This is a genomic window from Calorimonas adulescens (assembly GCF_008274215.1).
GTDB classification, from domain to species: Bacteria; Bacillota; Thermoanaerobacteria; order Thermoanaerobacterales; family UBA4877; genus Calorimonas; species Calorimonas adulescens.
Genome location: NZ_VTPS01000007.1, coordinates 23,094 through 41,600 on the forward strand (window position 1 = coordinate 23,094; position 18,507 = coordinate 41,600).

General features: G+C 40.3%; 20 protein-coding genes, 1 tRNA gene and 1 riboswitch. All 21 genes read right to left on the bottom strand.

Annotated elements, in window-relative coordinates; genetic code table 11:
- Positions 1 to 3: 3 nt before the first annotated feature.
- A complete protein-coding gene (mreD, locus tag FWJ32_RS05665; protein ID WP_149545005.1) occupies positions 4 to 513 on the bottom strand; it encodes a rod shape-determining protein MreD in 510 nt (169 codons plus the stop codon).
- Entirely contained in the window at positions 510 to 1,373 is an 864-nt protein-coding gene (gene mreC, locus FWJ32_RS05670) for a rod shape-determining protein MreC (RefSeq protein ID WP_149545006.1), read from the bottom strand. The genes mreD and mreC overlap by 4 nt, the downstream gene beginning before the upstream one ends.
- An 11-nt stretch (positions 1,374 to 1,384) precedes the next feature.
- Entirely contained in the window at positions 1,385 to 2,395 is a 1,011-nt protein-coding gene (locus FWJ32_RS05675) for a rod shape-determining protein (protein WP_149545007.1), read from the bottom strand.
- Between the two features lie 15 nt (positions 2,396 to 2,410).
- Entirely contained in the window at positions 2,411 to 3,100 is a 690-nt protein-coding gene (gene radC, locus FWJ32_RS13440) for a RadC family protein (protein ID WP_238988803.1), read from the bottom strand.
- A 3-nt stretch (positions 3,101 to 3,103) separates the two neighbouring features.
- Complete coding sequence (locus FWJ32_RS13445) at positions 3,104 to 3,691, bottom strand: Maf family protein (RefSeq protein ID WP_203227590.1); 588 nt, start codon at positions 3,689 to 3,691, stop codon at positions 3,104 to 3,106.
- 14 nt (positions 3,692 to 3,705) lie between these two features.
- Positions 3,706 to 3,960 carry a DUF4321 domain-containing protein gene (locus tag FWJ32_RS05685; RefSeq protein ID WP_149545008.1) on the bottom strand — a complete coding sequence of 85 codons (255 nt, stop codon included), beginning with the start codon at positions 3,958 to 3,960 and terminating at the stop codon, positions 3,706 to 3,708.
- 5 nt (positions 3,961 to 3,965) lie between these two features.
- Entirely contained in the window at positions 3,966 to 4,496 is a 531-nt protein-coding gene (locus FWJ32_RS05690) for a Gx transporter family protein (RefSeq protein ID WP_149545009.1), read from the bottom strand.
- A 121-nt stretch (positions 4,497 to 4,617) separates the two neighbouring features.
- On the bottom strand, positions 4,618 to 5,442 hold the full coding sequence (rnfB, locus tag FWJ32_RS05695) for an RnfABCDGE type electron transport complex subunit B (protein ID WP_238988804.1): 825 nt from the start codon (positions 5,440 to 5,442) through the stop codon (positions 4,618 to 4,620).
- Between the two features lie 12 nt (positions 5,443 to 5,454).
- Complete coding sequence (rsxA, locus tag FWJ32_RS05700; RefSeq protein WP_149545010.1) at positions 5,455 to 6,033, bottom strand: electron transport complex subunit RsxA; 579 nt, start codon at positions 6,031 to 6,033, stop codon at positions 5,455 to 5,457.
- Positions 6,002 to 6,658, bottom strand: a complete 657-nt coding sequence (gene rsxE / locus FWJ32_RS05705) for an electron transport complex subunit RsxE (protein WP_149545011.1) — start codon at positions 6,656 to 6,658, stop codon at positions 6,002 to 6,004. Before rsxE ends, rsxA begins: the two co-directional genes overlap by 32 nt.
- A gap of 21 nt (positions 6,659 to 6,679) precedes the next feature.
- Positions 6,680 to 7,279, bottom strand: a complete 600-nt coding sequence (locus FWJ32_RS05710) for an RnfABCDGE type electron transport complex subunit G (RefSeq protein ID WP_238988805.1) — start codon at positions 7,277 to 7,279, stop codon at positions 6,680 to 6,682.
- On the bottom strand, positions 7,272 to 8,237 hold the full coding sequence (locus tag FWJ32_RS05715) for an RnfABCDGE type electron transport complex subunit D (RefSeq protein ID WP_149545012.1): 966 nt from the start codon (positions 8,235 to 8,237) through the stop codon (positions 7,272 to 7,274). Before FWJ32_RS05715 ends, FWJ32_RS05710 begins: the two co-directional genes overlap by 8 nt.
- Before the next feature lie 12 nt (positions 8,238 to 8,249).
- Positions 8,250 to 9,581, bottom strand: a complete 1,332-nt coding sequence (rsxC, locus tag FWJ32_RS05720) for an electron transport complex subunit RsxC (protein ID WP_149545013.1) — start codon at positions 9,579 to 9,581, stop codon at positions 8,250 to 8,252.
- Between the two features lie 154 nt (positions 9,582 to 9,735).
- Positions 9,736 to 10,494 (bottom strand): hypothetical protein, encoded by a 759-nt coding sequence (locus FWJ32_RS05725; protein ID WP_149545014.1) that lies wholly within the window; start codon positions 10,492 to 10,494, stop codon positions 9,736 to 9,738.
- A gap of 75 nt (positions 10,495 to 10,569) precedes the next feature.
- Positions 10,570 to 12,402 carry a translational GTPase TypA gene (typA, locus tag FWJ32_RS05730; RefSeq protein ID WP_149545015.1) on the bottom strand — a complete coding sequence of 611 codons (1,833 nt, stop codon included), beginning with the start codon at positions 12,400 to 12,402 and terminating at the stop codon, positions 10,570 to 10,572.
- A 103-nt stretch (positions 12,403 to 12,505) separates the two neighbouring features.
- Positions 12,506 to 13,180 carry a C40 family peptidase gene (locus FWJ32_RS05735; protein ID WP_149545016.1) on the bottom strand — a complete coding sequence of 225 codons (675 nt, stop codon included), beginning with the start codon at positions 13,178 to 13,180 and terminating at the stop codon, positions 12,506 to 12,508.
- A 2-nt stretch (positions 13,181 to 13,182) separates the two neighbouring features.
- Positions 13,183 to 13,318: riboswitch (cyclic di-AMP (ydaO/yuaA leader) on the bottom strand.
- 27 nt (positions 13,319 to 13,345) lie between these two features.
- A tRNA-Leu gene (locus FWJ32_RS05740) sits at positions 13,346 to 13,432 on the bottom strand.
- Positions 13,433 to 13,485: 53 nt separating this feature from the next.
- A complete protein-coding gene (locus FWJ32_RS05745; RefSeq protein WP_149545017.1) occupies positions 13,486 to 14,520 on the bottom strand; it encodes a nicotinate phosphoribosyltransferase in 1,035 nt (344 codons plus the stop codon).
- Positions 14,521 to 15,111, bottom strand: coding sequence for a lytic transglycosylase domain-containing protein (locus FWJ32_RS05750; protein ID WP_238988806.1), 591 nt, complete (start codon positions 15,109 to 15,111; stop codon positions 14,521 to 14,523).
- A 59-nt stretch (positions 15,112 to 15,170) separates the two neighbouring features.
- The gene (gene coaE / locus FWJ32_RS05755) at positions 15,171 to 15,776 is read right to left on the bottom strand and encodes a dephospho-CoA kinase (RefSeq protein ID WP_149545019.1); all 606 of its coding nucleotides are present in this window, start codon (positions 15,774 to 15,776) and stop codon (positions 15,171 to 15,173) included.
- A 60-nt stretch (positions 15,777 to 15,836) separates the two neighbouring features.
- Entirely contained in the window at positions 15,837 to 18,461 is a 2,625-nt protein-coding gene (gene polA / locus FWJ32_RS05760; RefSeq protein ID WP_149545020.1) for a DNA polymerase I, read from the bottom strand.
- Positions 18,462 to 18,507 lie beyond the last annotated feature (46 nt).

Consider the following 18,507-nt stretch of genomic DNA (forward strand, 5'->3'; position numbering starts at 1 on the left):
CCCTCAAAACATTGTTTTGTTCTTCCTCAGATAGGAAGAATCATTTAATCTGAGAATATAACCATAAAGCAAGAAAATTATTATGCCGTTTAAAACCGCCTCAGGAAAGATTAACGCCAAAAATGTCATCCACACATCAGTTTTATAGGCTAAAAGAATCTTAAAAAACAGTATTACTACACCTTTATAAATGCTGCCTGTAATTGTAAAAAATAATGCAGCAAAAGGACTCTCTTTAAAGATGTTTTTGCTCAACTTACCTACAGAAAAGCCAAACGTTGCATAAATTATACTATATATGCCAAAAACCGGACTATAAAACATATCCATCAAGATGCCGGTAACAAGCCCAAATATCATGCCTTCCCATTGCCCGTTTAATATGGACAGTGCTGTAATTGCTATCAAAAGTAGGTCGGGGGAAATATTGTAAATAGAAAAGAAAGGCAGCATGGCAGTCTGAATAGAAAAAACAAGTATAAAAAGGAGTAAAATTATAATGTATCTCCTCATTGGCCACCTACCTTTCCAAGGTCTATTTTATCGTTGTACGTTTTTATGACCAGGATATCCTCTAACCTTTGGAAATCTGCATCTGGTTTTATTATGGCTGTTTTATACAGGTCACCATGGCTGTTTTCTACACTTATTACCTTTCCTACATAGATACCCTCTGGAAGGATTCCACCAAGACCTGAGGTAATGACATCGTCACCTGGTTTGACTTCAGAGGTCATGGGAATGTATACAGCCCTGGCCAGGCCCTGTGCTTTGAGTTCTACATCACCCTGTAGTATACCATTATCCCTTGTTCTGTTAATGCGTATGCTTACCGAACTGTTCTCATCAATTATCGAAAGTACTTTAGACCAGTTGTCATATGATTCTATTACTGTACCCACTATTCCTTTATCTGTAACTACAGCCATCCCTTCCTTTACCCCGCTGGACCTGCCCACATTGATTGCAAAAATGTCAAACCACCCACCGCTGGATTTCCCAATCACCTTTGCGCCAATCATATCATACTGCTGATGGGTCTCTTTATAGGCAAGGAGGTTTTTCAGTCGTTCATTCTCCTGCTTTAATTCCTCCACCTGTAGCCTCAAATCGTTGTATTCTTCTTCCTTGGCCCTTAGCCTCTCATTTTCGCTTTGTAAACTACCTATATTGCTGAGAGAATAAAAAAAGTCTGAAATACTGTTGCCAATTTTATACAGGGTGCTGCTTACAGGTTTTATCAAATTCCCAGAAAAGAATTCCAGTCCACTTAGACTCATCTTACCTGAAGAGCTAACACCCATCAATATCAGGATAGATAAAACCACGCTACCTATTATCAGATAATCCCTGTACTTCTCCCACCAGGGCAAACTACTCCCCCCTATTTGGACATACCAGATATTCTTTTAAATAGATTAACTTCTTCCAGTATCTTTCCTGTACCTAAAGCCACACAGTCCAAAGGAGACTCAGCTATTTCTACCGGCATCCCAGTTTCTTGTTTTACAAGCTTATCAATCCCGTCCAGAAGAGCGCCACCTCCCGCCAGCATTATACCCTTGTCCATTATATCTGCAGCCAGTTCAGGGGGGGTTCTTTCTAATGTCGACTTTATAGCGTCAATAATAGCAGATATTGGTTCTTTCATGGCCTCCATAATTTCAGTTGAAGAAATTTTAAGCGTCTTAGGAAGGCCTGTAATCAAGTCTCTTCCTCTTATCTCCATAGTTTCTTCCTTTGGCTTGGGATATGCAGAACCTATAGTTATTTTTATCTCCTCTGCGGTTCTCTCGCCTATCATAAGGTTATATTCTCTCTTTATATAGCTGATTATTGACTCATCCATCTCATCCCCAGCTATCCTTAAATTCTTGCTGGTAACAATACCGCCAAGAGAAATTATAGCTACATCCGTCGTACCGCCTCCAATATCTACAATCATACTGCCTGTAGGTTCTTCAACAGGTAATCCAGCACCAATAGCTGCAGCCATTGGCTCTTCTACGAGATGTACCTCCCTGGCACCAGCCTGAAATGTGGCTTCTTCTACAGCCCTTTTTTCTACTTCTGTTACACCTGAGGGCACTCCAACAACAACCATTGGCTTTCTTATACCAGACCTGGCGTTTGTCTTTCCAATAAAATATTTCAGCATGGCCTGAGTGATGTCAAAATCAGCTATTACTCCATCCTTCATAGGCCTTATGGCTATTATATTGCCTGGAGTACGGCCAACCATCCTCTTCGCCTCGGCCCCAACAGCCAGTACCTTTTTACTATCTCTATCTATAGCTACAACCGAAGGTTCACTTACTACAATACCCTTACCCCTTACAAAGACAAGGGTATTAGCTGTACCCAAGTCAATACCTATATCCTTAGACAAATTCATATATCTAACACCTCTCTATACTATTAGTCCTTCATCCTTAAAGCTGAAATATCTGCCATCACCAATAATGACATGGTCTAATACCTCTATCCCTAGTATTTTGCCACTTTCAACAATTCTTCTTGTAACATCTATATCCTCATTACTTGGATGTGGATCACCACTGGGGTGATTGTGGACCATGATGATTGCAGCACTGGATTTCTTTATGGCAGACTTAAATATCTCCCTTGGGTGAACCAGTGAAAAGTTCAGCCCCCCAATAGAAATATTCTCTATTGTAATTACATGGTTTTTTATGTCCAGCAGTATTGCTTTAAAATACTCTTTTTTTAAATAACGCATTTCACCCATAAGTATTGCAGACACATCTGCAGGAGATTTGATCGTATACCTCTTCCTTTCTGGCATGCTGTTAAGCCTCTTACCCAATTCCAGCGCAGCTTTTATCAGTACAGCCTTCGAAATGCCTATACCTTTAAAGGCAGCCAATTCTTCAATGCTGTCCTCTAATAACGCCTCCAATCCCTCTTGAGAAATAAGGTTTTGCGCTACGGTAATAGCATTTTCACCTTTTATTCCCGTCCTTATAATTATTGCCAAAAGTTCAGTATTTGATAATGCCTCTGGACCATATTTTATCATTCTCTCTCTGGGCCTTTCATCTTCAGGAAGGTCCTTTATTTTTAGACTATACTCTCCCAATTTTCACACCCCAGTCTTCAAAAGGTCAATACCCCATTTTAAAAGCATCTGACGAAGTTTGCTAATGGGCAAACCCACTACATTATAATAGCACCCTTTTATGCTGTTAACAATAAGGGAACCTTTCCCTTGAATGGCATATGCTCCCGCCTTATCCATCGGTTCACCTGTCTTTATGTATTCCATTATCTCTTCATCGGTAAGTTCATTCATAAGGACCTCAGTACACTCATAGTCATTTAAAAGTTCTCCATTGGATGTATTTATAATGGCCAGGCCGGTATATACCCTATGTATCTTTCCACTCAATCTCCTGAGCATTCTATATGCATCATCGTTGTCAACAGGCTTCCCCATTATTATATCATCTATGCATACTATTGTGTCAGCACCAATTATAATCTTATTCCCTACTACCTTCTTGGATACACAAGCAGCCTTTTCTAAAGCAAGATTTTTCACCATCTCACCGGGTGTATTCCCCTTTAAGACCTCATCGATATCACTGGGAATTATTGAAAAATTCAGCCCCAATTGCTCCAATAATTCCTTTCTCCGTAGAGATGATGACGCAAGAATAAAATCAGTCATAACATCACCCTTAATCATCTATGATAGTAAATATATATACCCAAAAGCATGCCAGCAACTGAAAGAAGGTTAATCTTCAAGCTTAAAGCAAGTAAAAATTCAAGATTCAATACATTCAGTACAATGTTAATGGGTATCCTAAATGCCAGGGTCTGTGCCTTTCCAAGTGCGGGGACCCATCCAGACAAGAATTCGCCCAAAAAACTTCCTATAACTGCAAAAATCAATACAAGAGCTACCAGATACCACAGACTTTTATTCCTCCGCAATTATATCATCCCCTCAAATTTTTAATCGAAACCTCCACACTGGACTTTAATACATCTTTGGCTGCGTTAGAAGCAAGTCCAATGAAAAAGCCAGTCCCCAAGCTTAAAAGACTCAGTATTGGAAGGTAAGTAAACATATTTATATTACTTATAATAAGGGATGAAACCGTTACCTGTGCTGCATTGTGTGCAATGGCACCAAATATACTTACGCCAATCATGCTGAAATAATTGCTGAAATACTTTAAAACAACCCACATTACTATAGTACTCGCTATGGCACCACTCAGACTGTAGAGAACGCTGGATGCCGCACCTCCCATAAGAGCACCCAGTATAGACCTCATCACAGCAACAATCAGTGCATCCGAAAGTCCAAAAACATACAGGGTTAACAGCGAAGCAATATTGGCCAGGCCAAGTTTGGCACCAGGAGCTATGAATGGTACAGGGATCATGTTTTCAAATATATGAAGCACCAAGCCTATACATATCAGCATGGATATATATATAAGTTTAAACGTATTTAGCCTCATTTGCGACACCTTCCTGCAATAATTACTTTCTTATTATAACATAAGAGGGTGGTTTTTTTAACAATATCCTTAAAATAAAAAAAGCGGGTCCCTTACCCCGCCAAATGCAATTCTCATATTTTTAAGAAGCAACCACCTCTGAAATAATTTCATCGAGGTTCAATATTGTCTTTGTAGGACATCTCGGTATACATGCACCGCAGTTTGTGCAGCCATCATAGTTTATCACAGCAAGGTCATTATCCATGGTTATAACTTTTTCTGGGCACTGCCTTACACATATACTGCACGCTATGCATCCAACTTTACATATTTGCCTTACCCTTTTACCCTTATCGTGATTATTGCAGAATATTATAACCCTCTTGCTGATATCTATGAGCTGTATCACATTCTTTGGACATACATCCACACACATGCCACAGCCAGTGCACTTTTCCTCATCAGATTCAGCTATGCCCTCCGCTGTCACATGTATGGCATCAAATGGACATACCCTCTCGCATGTGCCAAGGCCAAGACAACCAAACTCACATTCTTTGTCCCCACCTGAAAGAGCATTGGCTGCCCTGCAGTCCTTAACACCATGATACTTATATTTCTTAACTGCATTATTGTCTGTACCCTTACACATAACCCTGGCTATCCTTTTCTTCACAGTACCGGCATCAGTACCCATAATAGCCGCCAGGGCTTCAGCAACGGCCTGGCCGCCAACCACACATTTATTTATGTCAGCCCTGCCCTCTGCCACTGCCTGCGCATAGGCGTCACATGAAGCAAAGCCACACCCTCCATCATTGGCGCCAGGCAGCGCATCCCTCACCTTTTGCTGCAGTGGATTTACCTCTACATAGAACTTCTGAGAAGCATAGGCCAGTACTGCACCAAACAGCAATCCCATTCCACCCAATACAAGTAGTGGATATAAAATCTCCTGTATCAATTGATTACCCCCCTATACTAAGCCTCTAAACCCAAGAAAACCCAAGGACAATAAACCTGCTCCAATCAAGGCAGAAGGAAATCCTTCCAGGGCTTTGGGAATAGGAGCCAAGGCAAGCCTCTCTCTGATCCCTGCATATGATATCAGGGCAAATGCAAAACCTACCGAAGATCCAAAACCATTCACTACCGCCTCTATAAAGTTATATGGATTTTGCACGTTGAGAAGCGCCACACCCAAAACAGCGCAGTTGGTGGTAATAAGTGGCAGATAGATGCCAAGGGCTTGATAAAGTGTTGGGCTTGTCTTTTTTATTACCATCTCCACAAACTGAACCAACGATGCTATAACCACAATAAAAGCTATTATCTGCAGATACTCCAGACCAAACGGAACAAGTATATAATAGTTAATCAAATAGGTAATTGCAGCAGTCATAGTCATAACAAATACAACAGCCACACTCATACCTGTAGCGGTTTCTACCTGCTTCGAAACCCCAAGAAATGGGCACTCCCCCAAAAACCTTGACAGGAGGAAGTTATTCACAAAGATTGAACTAACCAATATTAGCAGCAGATTTGTCAGCATCTATTGTCCCCCTCTCCTTAGCTTCTCTTCTTTTTGCAAGCAACTCAGTAATCATATTGAAAAAGCCAATAACCAATCCGAGAGTCAAAAAGGCGCCTGGTGGTAAAACCATTAACAGAACGGGTTGAAATGTTGCCGGCATTACCTGAATTCCAAGGAAAGTACCGTTGCCAAGAACTTCCCTTACGCCGCTTATTATAACCAAAGCAAAGGTAAATCCAAGTCCCATCCCTAAAGAATCAAAGAATGTATTTATAACAGGGTTTTTCGATGCAAAGCCCTCTGCCCTGGCCATGATTATACAGTTGACAACTATCAATGAAATATACAGTTTCAACACATTATATAAGCTCAAAAAATATGCATTCATAAGCATTGATACTATAGTTGTAAAGGTAGCAATACTGATAACAAATATAGGCATCCTAATCTTATCAGGTGTTATCTTCCTAAGTGCAGAAATTATCACACATGAACCAATCAGCACAAAAGTAGTAGCAAGGCCCATTGCAATACCATTAGCGACAGCATTGGTTACAGCAAGGGTTGGACATAATCCTACAACCATTCTAAATGTAGGGTTTTCTCTCCATAGTCCCCTTGTCAAATCAACTAAATAACCCATAAACGTACCCCCCTTTGCCTATCACTTATTAATCCTATTAAATACATCTATTGCCGTTTGCACACCATTTGTTACTGCTGTAGAGGTTATTGTTGCGCCAGTCAAAGCCTCTATCTCATTCGCACTGGATGGCGGGACCTTTACTAACTTCAGCTGCATATCTGCAGTCTTACCCTTAAACTGAGCCTGCCATTTTGGGTCTTGAGCTTTGGCACCAAGTCCCGGTGTTTCCGAATGGTTTACTATGTTTATACCTGTCAACTTACCATCTTTTGTTATCCCAACAATAGTCTCCACCGGCCCACCATACCCTTGAGGCGCCACCTTTATAACATACCCTAACACATTTCCACTGTCTTTAGCCATATCAACTGATTTAACTATCTCTTTCTCATCACCACTTAAAAGTGATTCCCACTCTGATGTATCCATAGGTGTAAACTCTTTTGCTCCAGGAAAAGCCGTCATCTTAGCTTGATCTTCAGCAATTTTATTCTGTTCTGCAATAGGCCCTTTTGTAATGGCATTTACAAATCCTAAAGCTGCACCTGCAACACCAGCAATCAATAGCAATATAAGTCCAGTAACAATTATATCCCTTATGCCATTATTCTTAGGCAACCTTCTTCACCTCCCCGGTTCCAAACACCTTTGGCATTGTATACCTGTCTATCAGAGGCGTTACCATATTCATTATTAATATAGAATAAGACACACCCTCAGGATAACCGCCCCATAGTCTGATTACACTGGTGAGAAGTCCGCAGCCTATGCCCATGATAATTTGTCCTAAAGGTGTAACGGGCGATGTGGGATAGTCTGTAGCCATGAAAAATGCTCCCAGAATCAATCCTCCACCCAATATATGATACATAAACTGCCCTGTAAAAAGACCATTTGGGCCAAATATCCATGTAATTACACCAACTGTAATAATAAATGAAAGTGGTATCCTAAGGTTAATGACCCTCCTATAGAGGAGATACGCCGCACCTATAAGCAGTGCCAGCGCTGACGTTTCACCAATCGTACCTCCAATGTTCCCTACAAACATAGACCATAGACTGGGCAGCTGTGCCCCTACGGCTTCAGAACCTTTTAATATTGCAAGCGGTGTCGCTGATGACACTCCATCCACTGCACCCGGCGTTGTCCATGTAGTCATCTGGACAGGCCATGAAGCCAGCAGAAAAGCTCTTGCGGCAAGTGCCGGGTTTACAAAGTTATTGCCTATGCCACCAAAACACATCTTAACAATGGCTATCGCAAAAAAAGAACCTACTGCTGGAATCCACCACGGTACAGTTGGTGGAACATTAAAAGCTACTAACATACCCGTAACTACAGCACTGAAATCATCAATAGTAATCTCTTTGTGAGTCAGAACCTCTATAACATACTCCGTGAGAACTGCCGTTGCAACTGATATTATGGTAAGCATAAGTGCTCTAATTCCAAAAAATATCGTACCAGCAATCAATGCAGGTATCAACGCAATAACAACATCTAACATAATTCTTTCAATTCTAAACTCCGAACGAACATGTGGTGATGAGGTGACAAGAAACTGGTTATCCATTCAATACCCCCCTTAGGCCTGTTTTCTTCTTTTAGCCAGTATTTCTCTTTTAGCCAGTCTGATAGACTCTACAAGCGGTCTATTGCATGGGCAGATATACGAACATGATCCACACTCAATACAGTCCAGCGCATGATATTTCTCTGCAGTGTTAAAATCGTTATTTAATGCATAAGCACTTATAAATAACGGCATTAGATTCATAGGACATACATCCACACATTTTGCACATCTTGTACACGGTCTTATCTTTTCTGGTTTAGTAAGTTCTTCAGGTAAGATGAGTATCCCCGATGTGCCTTTTATAACCGGCAGCTCCAAAGTAAACTGGGTAATGCCCATCATAGGGCCACCTGTAATCAATTTGCCCGGCTCACCATTAAAGCCACCACAATATTCTACCAAATCTTTTAACATTGTACCAATCCTCACGAGGAGATTTTTTGGATTTTTTACCGCTTGGCCGGTAACTGTGACAATCCTTTCGACAAGAGGCATACCCTCTTTTATGGCCCTTGCAATAGCATGGGACGTGCCCACATTGTCTACTACAACACCAACATCGGCGGGCAATCCCCCAGAAGGCACCTCACGTCCCGTCACAGCCTTGATTAGCTGTTTCTCTCCCCCCTGTGGATATTTTGTAGCCAGCCTTACTACCTCCACACCATCAATACCTGATGCGGCCTTTTCCATTGCCTCTATAGCATCAGGTTTATTTATCTCAATGGCAATATATCCTCTCTTTACACCGAGGGCCTTAAGTATGGCTCTTAATCCAAAAACAATCATCTCTGGGTGTTCTACCATTAACCTATGGTCACAGGTAAGATATGGCTCACACTCAGCACCATTTATTATTACTGTATCAACACTCTTGTCAGGAGGAGGCGAAAGCTTAACATGCGTTGGGAATGCAGCTCCTCCCATACCGGCAATCCCGGCCTCCTTGATAATGTTTTTAATATCATCAGCAGAAAGGTCTTCAAGATCACCCTTTGGCTTCACACTCTCATCCAGCGTATCTAAGTGGTCATTCTCAATGACCACAGAATTAACAAACCTGCCGCTGGGGTGCATCCTTGGTTCTACAGCCTTTACCTTACCTGAAACACTTGAGTGCACAGGTACAGAAACAAACCCTTTTGCCTCCCCGATCTTCTGACCTAGCTTTACCTCATCACCAGCTTTAACGATGGGTTCGCATGGGGCACCTGTATGCTGGGAAAGCGGTATCACGACCTCATCAGGTACAGGCATTCTTTCTATCGGTAAACGGTTTGTGAGCTCTTTGTTATAGTGTGGGTGAACACCACCCTTAAAGGTAAGTATTTGAGCGCACATCTAATCTTATCACTCCTTTAAATTTAAGTGGGACTAATACTTATTCTACAGTGTCCCCCATAAATCCTTTTTTGTTAAAAATTTAATTATTATATCTTGAGCACTGTATACAAGTTATATTTTAACATAAAGTTTATCAATATAAAAGTTCAATTTAAAAATTATATAATCTCATATCTTCTAATTCTGCTATCAGTTTTTTATATAAATCCAACGATTCATATATAGACTTTTGTAATATATAAAATGACTTCCCGTCATTTAACATAGTAGATATTTCAAGTTTATCAACAGCATCCTCTTGCACCACTAAAATATCCTCTAATTCTCTTTTGCAGTTGCAATCTATGTCCCACTCATCCAAGAGCTTTCCCATATCATCCACCATCTTTATGAGTTCCGGCAGACTGTCATTATTATATTTTTTTGTTATCAAGTCTACACTCAATTGACTTTCTTTATCCATAATTAAAATTGCCTTATTCAAACATTCATCCAAAAGTTCCACCTCATCATGTTTTTGCTCAAGGTACGGGATCGTTATACTGCTTTCTCTCTTTTCTTCTGACACGGCTTTAATTCTCATCAAACTTAAAGCCTCAACCAATTTGTCTGCATTTTTTTTAGAAAAGGTAATGGCTGTAAGGTTGTTTCCATTTATAGGGTATACCTCTGATGATAAAAAAGGTCCGACAGCGTTGATTTCGTAATAAATAAGCGGGCGTACCTCATAGACATATATGCTTTCTGTATGAGTGGGTTCTAACTGCTTATATAGAGGAGCAACCAAATTAGATATTATATTATTCGATAAGTAGAACGATAATAACGGGATTATCATTAAAAACAGAATCATCCCAACGTATATTCTCATTTTCTGTCTTTTATTAACATTTTGTCTTTTCACCCTCATAGTCTTTCCCCCATTATTTATCATTTATGTTATATATTGTAAAATAAATATTAAAAAAAATAAAGGGGCCCACCCCTATTTCTGTCCCGACTTCACCATCTTCCCTGCTTTTTTATATCTATCTTTCTGAGACAGTATCTTTTTCCTTATCCTTATTGATAATGGTGTAACCTCCAGTAGTTCGTCATCAGCCAGAAAATCAAGTGCCTCTTCCAGACTCAAGGTTTTGGGAGCAGCAAGTCTGATAGCTTCATCGGCAGTTGCAGACCTCATGTTTGTGAGATGTTTCTTTTTGCATACATTGACATCTATATCTTCCTCGCGGTTGTTTTCTCCCACTACCATCCCCTCATACACCTCTACTCCAGGACCTACGAAAAGGGCACCTCTCTCCTGAGCATTATTGAGCCCGTAGGTTGTTGTGGTACCTGCCTCCGAAGCAACTAATGAACCATGATTTCTTTGTTTTATCTCTCCTTTATACGGCTGATAATCTATAAAAACATGGTTCATTATGCCATTACCCTTGGTATCAGTTAAAAACTCCGTCCTGTAGCCCATAATTCCTCTTGATGGTATATTGAACTCCAGCCTTATATACCCCTTGTCATTAGGCGTCATATTAATTAGTTCTGCCTTCCTCGGGCCCAATTTTTCCATAACAATCCCCATATATTCCTCAGGAACATCTATCATCAGTAGCTCTATCGGTTCATACCTTTTCCCATGTACGTTTTTGTATATAACCTCTGGTTTCGACACCTGGAACTCATATCCCTCTCTCCTCATGGTCTCAATTAATATGGACAAATGCAGTTCACCTCTACCTGAAACCTTAAAGGTATCTGGGCTGTCCGTATCCTCTACCCTCAAGGAGACATTTGTCTCTAATTCTTTATACAACCTATCTCTAAGATGTCTTGATGTAACATACTGGCCCTCTTTCCCGGCAAACGGGCTATTGTTGGTAGAAAAACTCATGGTAATTGTAGGTTCTTCTATTTCTACAAATTCCACAGCCTCAGGGAAATCAACATCAGCTATCGTTTCACCTATCTCTATATCTGGTATCCCAGATACAGCAACAATATCACCCATCAGTGCACTTTCAGCTGCCACTCTTTTTAAAGATTCATACTGGTATACTGTACCAATCTTACCTTTAACAACAGTACCATCCTTCTTTACAACGCTAACCTGTTGACCGCCTGTTATACTGCCCCTAATTATTCTGCCAATGGCCAGCCTGCCAACATAGTCGTCATAATCTAAATTTGTTACCAATAGTTGTAAAGGTCCGTCCACATCGCCTTCCGGCGCAGGTATGGAGTTTATAATGGTATCAAAAAGCGGCTTTAAATTATAGCCACTATCATTAAGGTCATACTTGGCAACCGCATCGCGTGCTGATGTATACACAATTGGAAAATCAATCTGTTCATCGGAGGCGCCAAGATCTATAAAAAGGTTTAGTACCTCATCTATTACTTCATATGGCCTGGCGTCGGGTCTGTCAATTTTATTTATTACAACTACGGGTTTTAAATTTAACGACAGGGCTTTGCCAAGGACAAAGCGCGTTTGAGGCATTGGCCCCTCACTGGCATCAACAAGAAGAAGGACACCGTCCACCATTTTTAAAACCCTTTCGACTTCTCCACCAAAATCAGCATGTCCCGGAGTATCTACAATATTTATTTTAATATCGTTATATCTTACCGCAGTATTTTTGGCCAGTATGGTAATGCCTCTCTCCCTTTCCAGTTCATTGGAATCCATTATCCTTTCATCTACTTTTTGATTTTCCCTAAAAATACCGCTCTGTTTGAGCATTCCATCTACCAGTGTAGTCTTACCATGGTCCACATGGGCTATTAGAGCTATATTTCTTATATCATTCCTCTTCACAGTTTAACATACCCCTTCCAAATAAAAAATGGATACATTAGTACCCATTGGCTAAACAGTATTATATTATATACCTTTAAATGATCTCTGTCAATGCCTATAATTACTTCACACGCCTTGCGGCTGCATAATGGTCATTATAATAACCGGAGAGGAGTGTGTCAATACGCACCTCATCACCGCCTGAAGAGCTATGAATAAAATTGCCATCACCAATGTATATTCCAACATGGTTAATTCTTTTCGAACCAAGAGTTTTAAAAAATACCAGGTCTCCCACCTCAAGATCTTCCTTATCCACTGCCTCTCCAAACCTTGACTGTTCCAGTGACGTCCTCGGTAGTTCTACCCCAAAATTCTTATAGACATAAGAAACAAACCCTGAACAGTCAAACCCCTTGGGCGATGACCCTCCATATGCGTATTTAACACCCAAAAACCTTTCTGCAAAGTCTACAATGTCTCTGAGCCCATTGCCCCTTGATACATCCTCTTTCCCTAATGATACATATGAAGCACTCATCCAACCCTCTCTGCCATCGGATAACTTTACCTGATACCACCCATCTGTCTTACCCAGCACCATTACAACATTATTTATATCTACCTGAGTAATCACTTTTGAGTCAAGGCTAGGGTCTTCCCTCAAATTGACATTGTCACCGGTTACTATACCCCTGGGAAATTCATCAGCAAGAACAGGATTAAAGAAACCAGCAAGCATAAGCGATGTGGATAGTACAGAAATCCCTAACAGGAATCTACTATATGTCCTCATTTGATTTCTCCCTTCTCATGCCTCCGAGGTTAGCTGACGGGTTCGGGCCGAAGGTAACCCTACCATCAGGCGAAACTGATAGATTCACCCCAAAATACGTCCCCCGTACCTTTTGCAAGGATTCGGCAGCCTTAGATAAATATGTATCTAACATGGATATAAAAATGGTGCCGAGAGCGGGACTCGAACCCGCATGAGGAATCCCTCACTACCCCCTCAAAGTAGCGTGTCTGCCAGTTCCACCATCTCGGCACATTCAACGAAAATTATTATAATATAAGTTTGGACATAAGTCAATACAGTAATTATATCATTTTCACAAGTTTTGGGTTTTCTATTATTCCAGGTATTCTACCCCTCTTGGCAATCGGCTTACCATCCACCTCTTTTAAATCCATCGTCATATCTATCGGTTTAGCATCTGAAATAAAACTGCCCACTCCAAAAGCATCTACACCTGCATCAGCCAGTTCAGCTATTTTTTCTGGATAAAGGCCACCCGAAACAATAATTTTGACATTTTTATAACCCTTTTGGTCCAGTCTGGCCCTAATTTCCTTTATAAGTTCGGGGGTTACCCCACCTCTTTCGCTGGGCGTATCTACCCTTATCCCATAAAGCCTGTCTCCTAAAAGTTCTGCCACTCTAATGGCTTCTTCAGCCTCATCTTTGAATGTATCAATGAGTATTGTCCTGTTTTCGTCTGGCTTTGATATTTCATCATATGCCTTTGCTACCGTCAATGTGTCACCGGCAATCAAAAAAGCAGCGTGTGGTACTGTACCGGTCGGCTCTTTTCCAAACAGTTTTGCTCCCAGTATACAGCTCGCATTGTCAGCCCCACCTACTAATGCTGCCCTTTCCATGACAGGAGCTACAGCAGGATGCACATGCCTTGCGCCAAAGCACAGCAGTGGTTTCCCCTTGCACGCTTCTTTGGCTTTTCTCGCAGCCGTCGCCCATGCACAGGAGCTTGCGAGCATTCCCAATATAACTGTTTCATAAACACCAAACTCTGAGTAGGGCCCTTTGATCCTCACAAGTGTATCCTTGGGGTTGAATGTATCCCCCTCTTTTAAAGCCCATACCTCAACGTTTTTATTCCTTAATATGCCCAATGCCTCAGTAATACCAGCAAATACCCCTTCTTCTCTCGCAAAAATCTCGGCGGTTACAGGAGTATCTCCAAGACCCAGGTGATTTAATATATCCATCGTCCTCAAAAAGTACACATCAGTTGTCTTTCCCTCTAGTATCTCTTCATGGGTTGCAGAAAACAATTTCCTGTCATGTTCTATCTTAACCCTTTCAAGGTCATTCAGGCTTTTCATTTGTTCCATTTATGTTATTCCCTTCTTTCTTTTGCCTTCGTAAAGTCTTGTAAAAATATGATAGTTTCTAATTATCTTATCTACATAATCCCTCGTTTCCTTAAATGGGATACTCTTTAGTTTTTCCCCATCATCACTATATTCCTTATCATTCAACCATTTTTGTACATTTCCTCTCCCAGCATTATAAGCCGCAAATACCAGGACAGGATCTTTAAATTCACTGTTGAGATTATTTATATACCAGCAACCAAATCTTATATTTACCTCAGGATTATAGAGAAGATCTTCATTATAGTTTTCAATCCCAAGGTTTTCCGCAATCCACTTTCCTGTATCAGGTTGTATCTGCATCAGTCCGATGGCACCCTTGCTTGATTTAGCTTCAGGATTAAAATTACTTTCCGCTTTTATTACTGCCAACACAAGATAAGGGTCAATTCCATATTCAACGGCATATCTTTCAACTATATCCATATACTTTGTGGGATAAATCATCTTCTGTACAGTGTTATATACCTTCAGCGAAACAAGTATGAGCAATAAAAAAAGTAAGACAGCAATTATTACGCCTATCCATTTACGAGGAATAAAAATCAATGGAATATACCCCCACATTGCAGATACCATACATTAATATAATTCTATGTAGGCCCAAATTAATTATTCTTTTTTATCACCCTTTCCCAAAGTTTACTTATCTGTTTTCTAATATATCCTATGTCTTTACTGTTGTCAATCACATAGTCAGCATACTTTACCTTCTCGCTTAACGGCATCTGCATGCGTATACGGTTCATGGCATCTTCATATGATAGTTTATCTCTCTCTATAAGTCTTTTTATCTGCTTGTCTTTGTCTATTGAAACTACCCAAACCTCGTCTACCATATTTTGCAGCCCCATTTCAATCAGTATTGCGGCGTCCAGTATTACAGCCCTTTCTTTCCCTTTTTCTTTCTCTGCATCTATAATTTCTTTTATTCTCTGGATTATACGTGGATGAGTTATAGCGTTTAGCTTATCCAATTTTTCCTTATCCGCAAACACTATATTCCCAAGTTTTTTTCTATCTATCTCTCCATCAGGTAGAAGTATGTCATTTCCATAGTAATCGATAATTTCTTTCCATGCCTCACTCCCTTTTTTAATGATCTCTCTTGAAATTTCATCTGCATCTATTACGTAAGCTCCCATTTCCCTTAATATATTTGAAACAGTGCTCTTTCCGCTGGCAATTCCCCCTGTTAACCCTATCACCTTCATTTTACAACCCATTCCCTTCATTACACTTTTAGGTACAAAAGCAATAAGTGGTTTAGCAACTCACTTGGCATCATACCAATTATTGCCATATTTTATTTCGGCTATCAGCGGTACCTTCAAGTTGACTGCATTCTCCATTTCCCACCTTACAATTTCCTTAATTTCATCCAACTCTTCCTTAAGTACGTCAAATATCAGCTCGTCATGAACCTGCAGTATGAGCTTTGATTTAAAATCTTTTATCTTCTTATGCACATTGACCATAGCTATCTTTATTATGTCAGCAGCGCTACCCTGTATAGGGGTATTCATTGCAATTCGTTCTCCAAACATACGTATATTTCTGTTTTTGGAGGTTATTTCCGGTACATAACGCCTTCTATTCATAATGGTGGTAACATAGCCCAGTTCTTTAGCCTTTTTTACACACTCATCAAGGTATTCCTTTACCTGAGGATATCTCTTGAAATAGCTCCTGATGTATTCAGCGGCCACCTCCCTTGGGATCCGAAGGTCTCTGGCCAGGCCAAAATCACTTATGCCATATACTATTCCAAAGTTCACAGCCTTGGCACTTCTTCTCATCTCGGGCGTAACCTTATCTATAGGTACATTAAATACCTCTGAAGCGGTCCTTGTATGAATGTCTTCACCAGCGATAAAGGAACCTATGAGGTTTTCATCACTCGATAGATGTGCAAGTACCCTTAGCTCTATCTGAGAGTAATCTGCGGAGAGAATAACGTGTTTGTCATCTGATGGTATAAATACTTTTCGTATCTGTCTTCCAATATCTGTTCTAATTGGTATATTTTGTAGGTTTGGCTCAGTGCTGCTTATTCTTCCCGTTGCAGTTACAGTTTGATTGAAACTGGTATGGATTTTAGCGCTCTTTTCAGTAAGTTTTATAAATCCATCAATATAAGTGGATTTTAATTTGGATATCTGCCTGTACTCCAGTATTTTTGCCACGATATCATGCTGAGGTGCCAGCTCTTCCAGGACTTCAGCATCTGTAGAATAGCCCGTCTTAGTCTTTTTTATAACCGGCAGGCCAAGTTTTTCAAATAAAATATGGGAGAGCTGTTTTGGCGAATTGATATTAAATTCTTCTCCTGCAAGATTATAAATCTCCTTTGTTATACTGGTGAGTTGTTCAGTAAATTCACTGTCTAACCTCAAAAGCTCATTCCTATCGATATTAAAGCCAGTACATTCCATATCAGCCAGTACCATGACAAGAGGCATTTCTATATCATTAAACAGCCTGTCCATAGAGAGTTCATCAAGTTTTTCCCGCATAAGGGGCTCTGACTGACCTATGACCTCTGCTTCTTCTCCGAGGAGCTGATTTAACATTTCTTCTTCAACATTGTGGAAATCCGTCCTGTTTCTTCCCTTGCCAAATATCGAGTCATCCAGTATATCCCTGTTAAGAAAGTCCTTTGCAATCTGTCGTATGATATATTCGGATTCTGTTGCATTGATAAGATATGCGGCAATAGCCGAATCGAAACTTATGTTTGCAGGTTTATACCCCTCGCTTATTGCAAAATTTAGAAGTCTTTTTATGTTATGTCCAGACTTCTTTATGTTCTCGTTAGACAGAAGTTTATAAAGTGCATATTTCATGCTGTCATCAAGTCTATAAAGGGGTAAAAAAACAGTACCCTTTTCTTGACTGCTAAGAGAGGTCATGGCCAGGCCATCCTCATGAACCTTGAAACTTATAGCTATCCTTTCAACACCACTGATGTACTCATTGAAATCATCAACGTTGTCGATGACCCTGTAGACAACCCTGTCCACGTTCGGTGCAGTATCATCCTTGGAAACCTTGTCTAATAATGATTTAAACTCCAACTCTTCAAAGATAGCTCTAACTCTTTTTTTATCCGGTTCTTTAACAGTATATTCCTCTATGTCAAACTCTATCGGCATATCCCTGATTATGGTAGAAAGTCTTTTACTCAGCAGTGCCTTGTCCACATTGTTTGCAATTGCTTCTCTAACCCTCTTATTTTTTATCCTATCTACATTTTTAATAATTTCGTTGACCGATCCGTACTCCTTTATAAGTTCAAGCGCTGTCTTCTCACCAATACCTGGTACCCCGGGAATATTGTCGGACTTATCGCCCATCAGCCCTTTCAGGTCAATAAACTCACTGGGTGTTATACCATATCTATCTCTAAAGATATCATAGTCATATACCTCCACATCAGTCATGCCTTTTTTGTTTAATATAACCCTGGTCTCTTTAGAAACCAGTTGCAGTGAATCCCTATCGCCTGTTACTATGTAAGTCTCAAGTCCATTCTTCTCTGCTTGCTTTGATACTGTACCAAGTATATCATCGGCTTCAAACCCAGGCACTTCTATAATCTTTATATTTAAAGCAGATAATATATCGCGCAAAATGGGTATTTGACAAGATAACTCATCCGGCATCTTTTCTCTTGTGGCCTTATATGCATCATATTCCTTATGTCGGAACGTTGGTGCTTTCACATCAAAGGCCACTGCTATATAATCGGGTTTATAGTCATCCATCACCTTAAAAAGCATCATCATAAAACCATAGACAGCGTTTGTTCTCGTACCCTTACTGTTCATAAGCGGGGGAAGGGCAAAAAAAGCCCGGTAGAGCACACTGCTTCCGTCAATTAGCATTAATTTTTTCAACTTCTTCCACCACCCAAAAATGTTATTATAGTTATTATACTATAAA

Bases quoted from the DNA above. Each gene is read 5' to 3' on its own strand.
- FWJ32_RS05675 (WP_149545007.1), bottom strand. From the start codon at position 2,395: ATGAATTTGTCTAAGGATATAGGTATTGACTTGGGTACAGCTAATACC.
- rsxA (WP_149545010.1), bottom strand. From the start codon at position 6,033: ATGCTGACAAATCTGCTGCTAATATTGGTTAGTTCAATCTTTGTGAAT.
- rsxE (WP_149545011.1), bottom strand. From the start codon at position 6,658: ATGGGTTATTTAGTTGATTTGACAAGGGGACTATGGAGAGAAAACCCT.
- rsxC (WP_149545013.1), bottom strand. From the start codon at position 9,581: ATGTGCGCTCAAATACTTACCTTTAAGGGTGGTGTTCACCCACACTAT.
- FWJ32_RS13445 (WP_203227590.1), bottom strand. From the start codon at position 3,691: ATGACTGATTTTATTCTTGCGTCATCATCTCTACGGAGAAAGGAATTA.
- FWJ32_RS05745 (WP_149545017.1), bottom strand. From the start codon at position 14,520: ATGGAACAAATGAAAAGCCTGAATGACCTTGAAAGGGTTAAGATAGAA.
- FWJ32_RS05735 (WP_149545016.1), bottom strand. From the start codon at position 13,180: ATGAGGACATATAGTAGATTCCTGTTAGGGATTTCTGTACTATCCACA.
- FWJ32_RS05715 (WP_149545012.1), bottom strand. From the start codon at position 8,237: ATGGATAACCAGTTTCTTGTCACCTCATCACCACATGTTCGTTCGGAG.
- FWJ32_RS05725 (WP_149545014.1), bottom strand. From the start codon at position 10,494: ATGAGGGTGAAAAGACAAAATGTTAATAAAAGACAGAAAATGAGAATA.
- mreD (WP_149545005.1), bottom strand. From the start codon at position 513: ATGAGGAGATACATTATAATTTTACTCCTTTTTATACTTGTTTTTTCT.
- FWJ32_RS05690 (WP_149545009.1), bottom strand. From the start codon at position 4,496: ATGAGGCTAAATACGTTTAAACTTATATATATATCCATGCTGATATGT.
- coaE (WP_149545019.1), bottom strand. From the start codon at position 15,776: ATGAAGGTGATAGGGTTAACAGGGGGAATTGCCAGCGGAAAGAGCACT.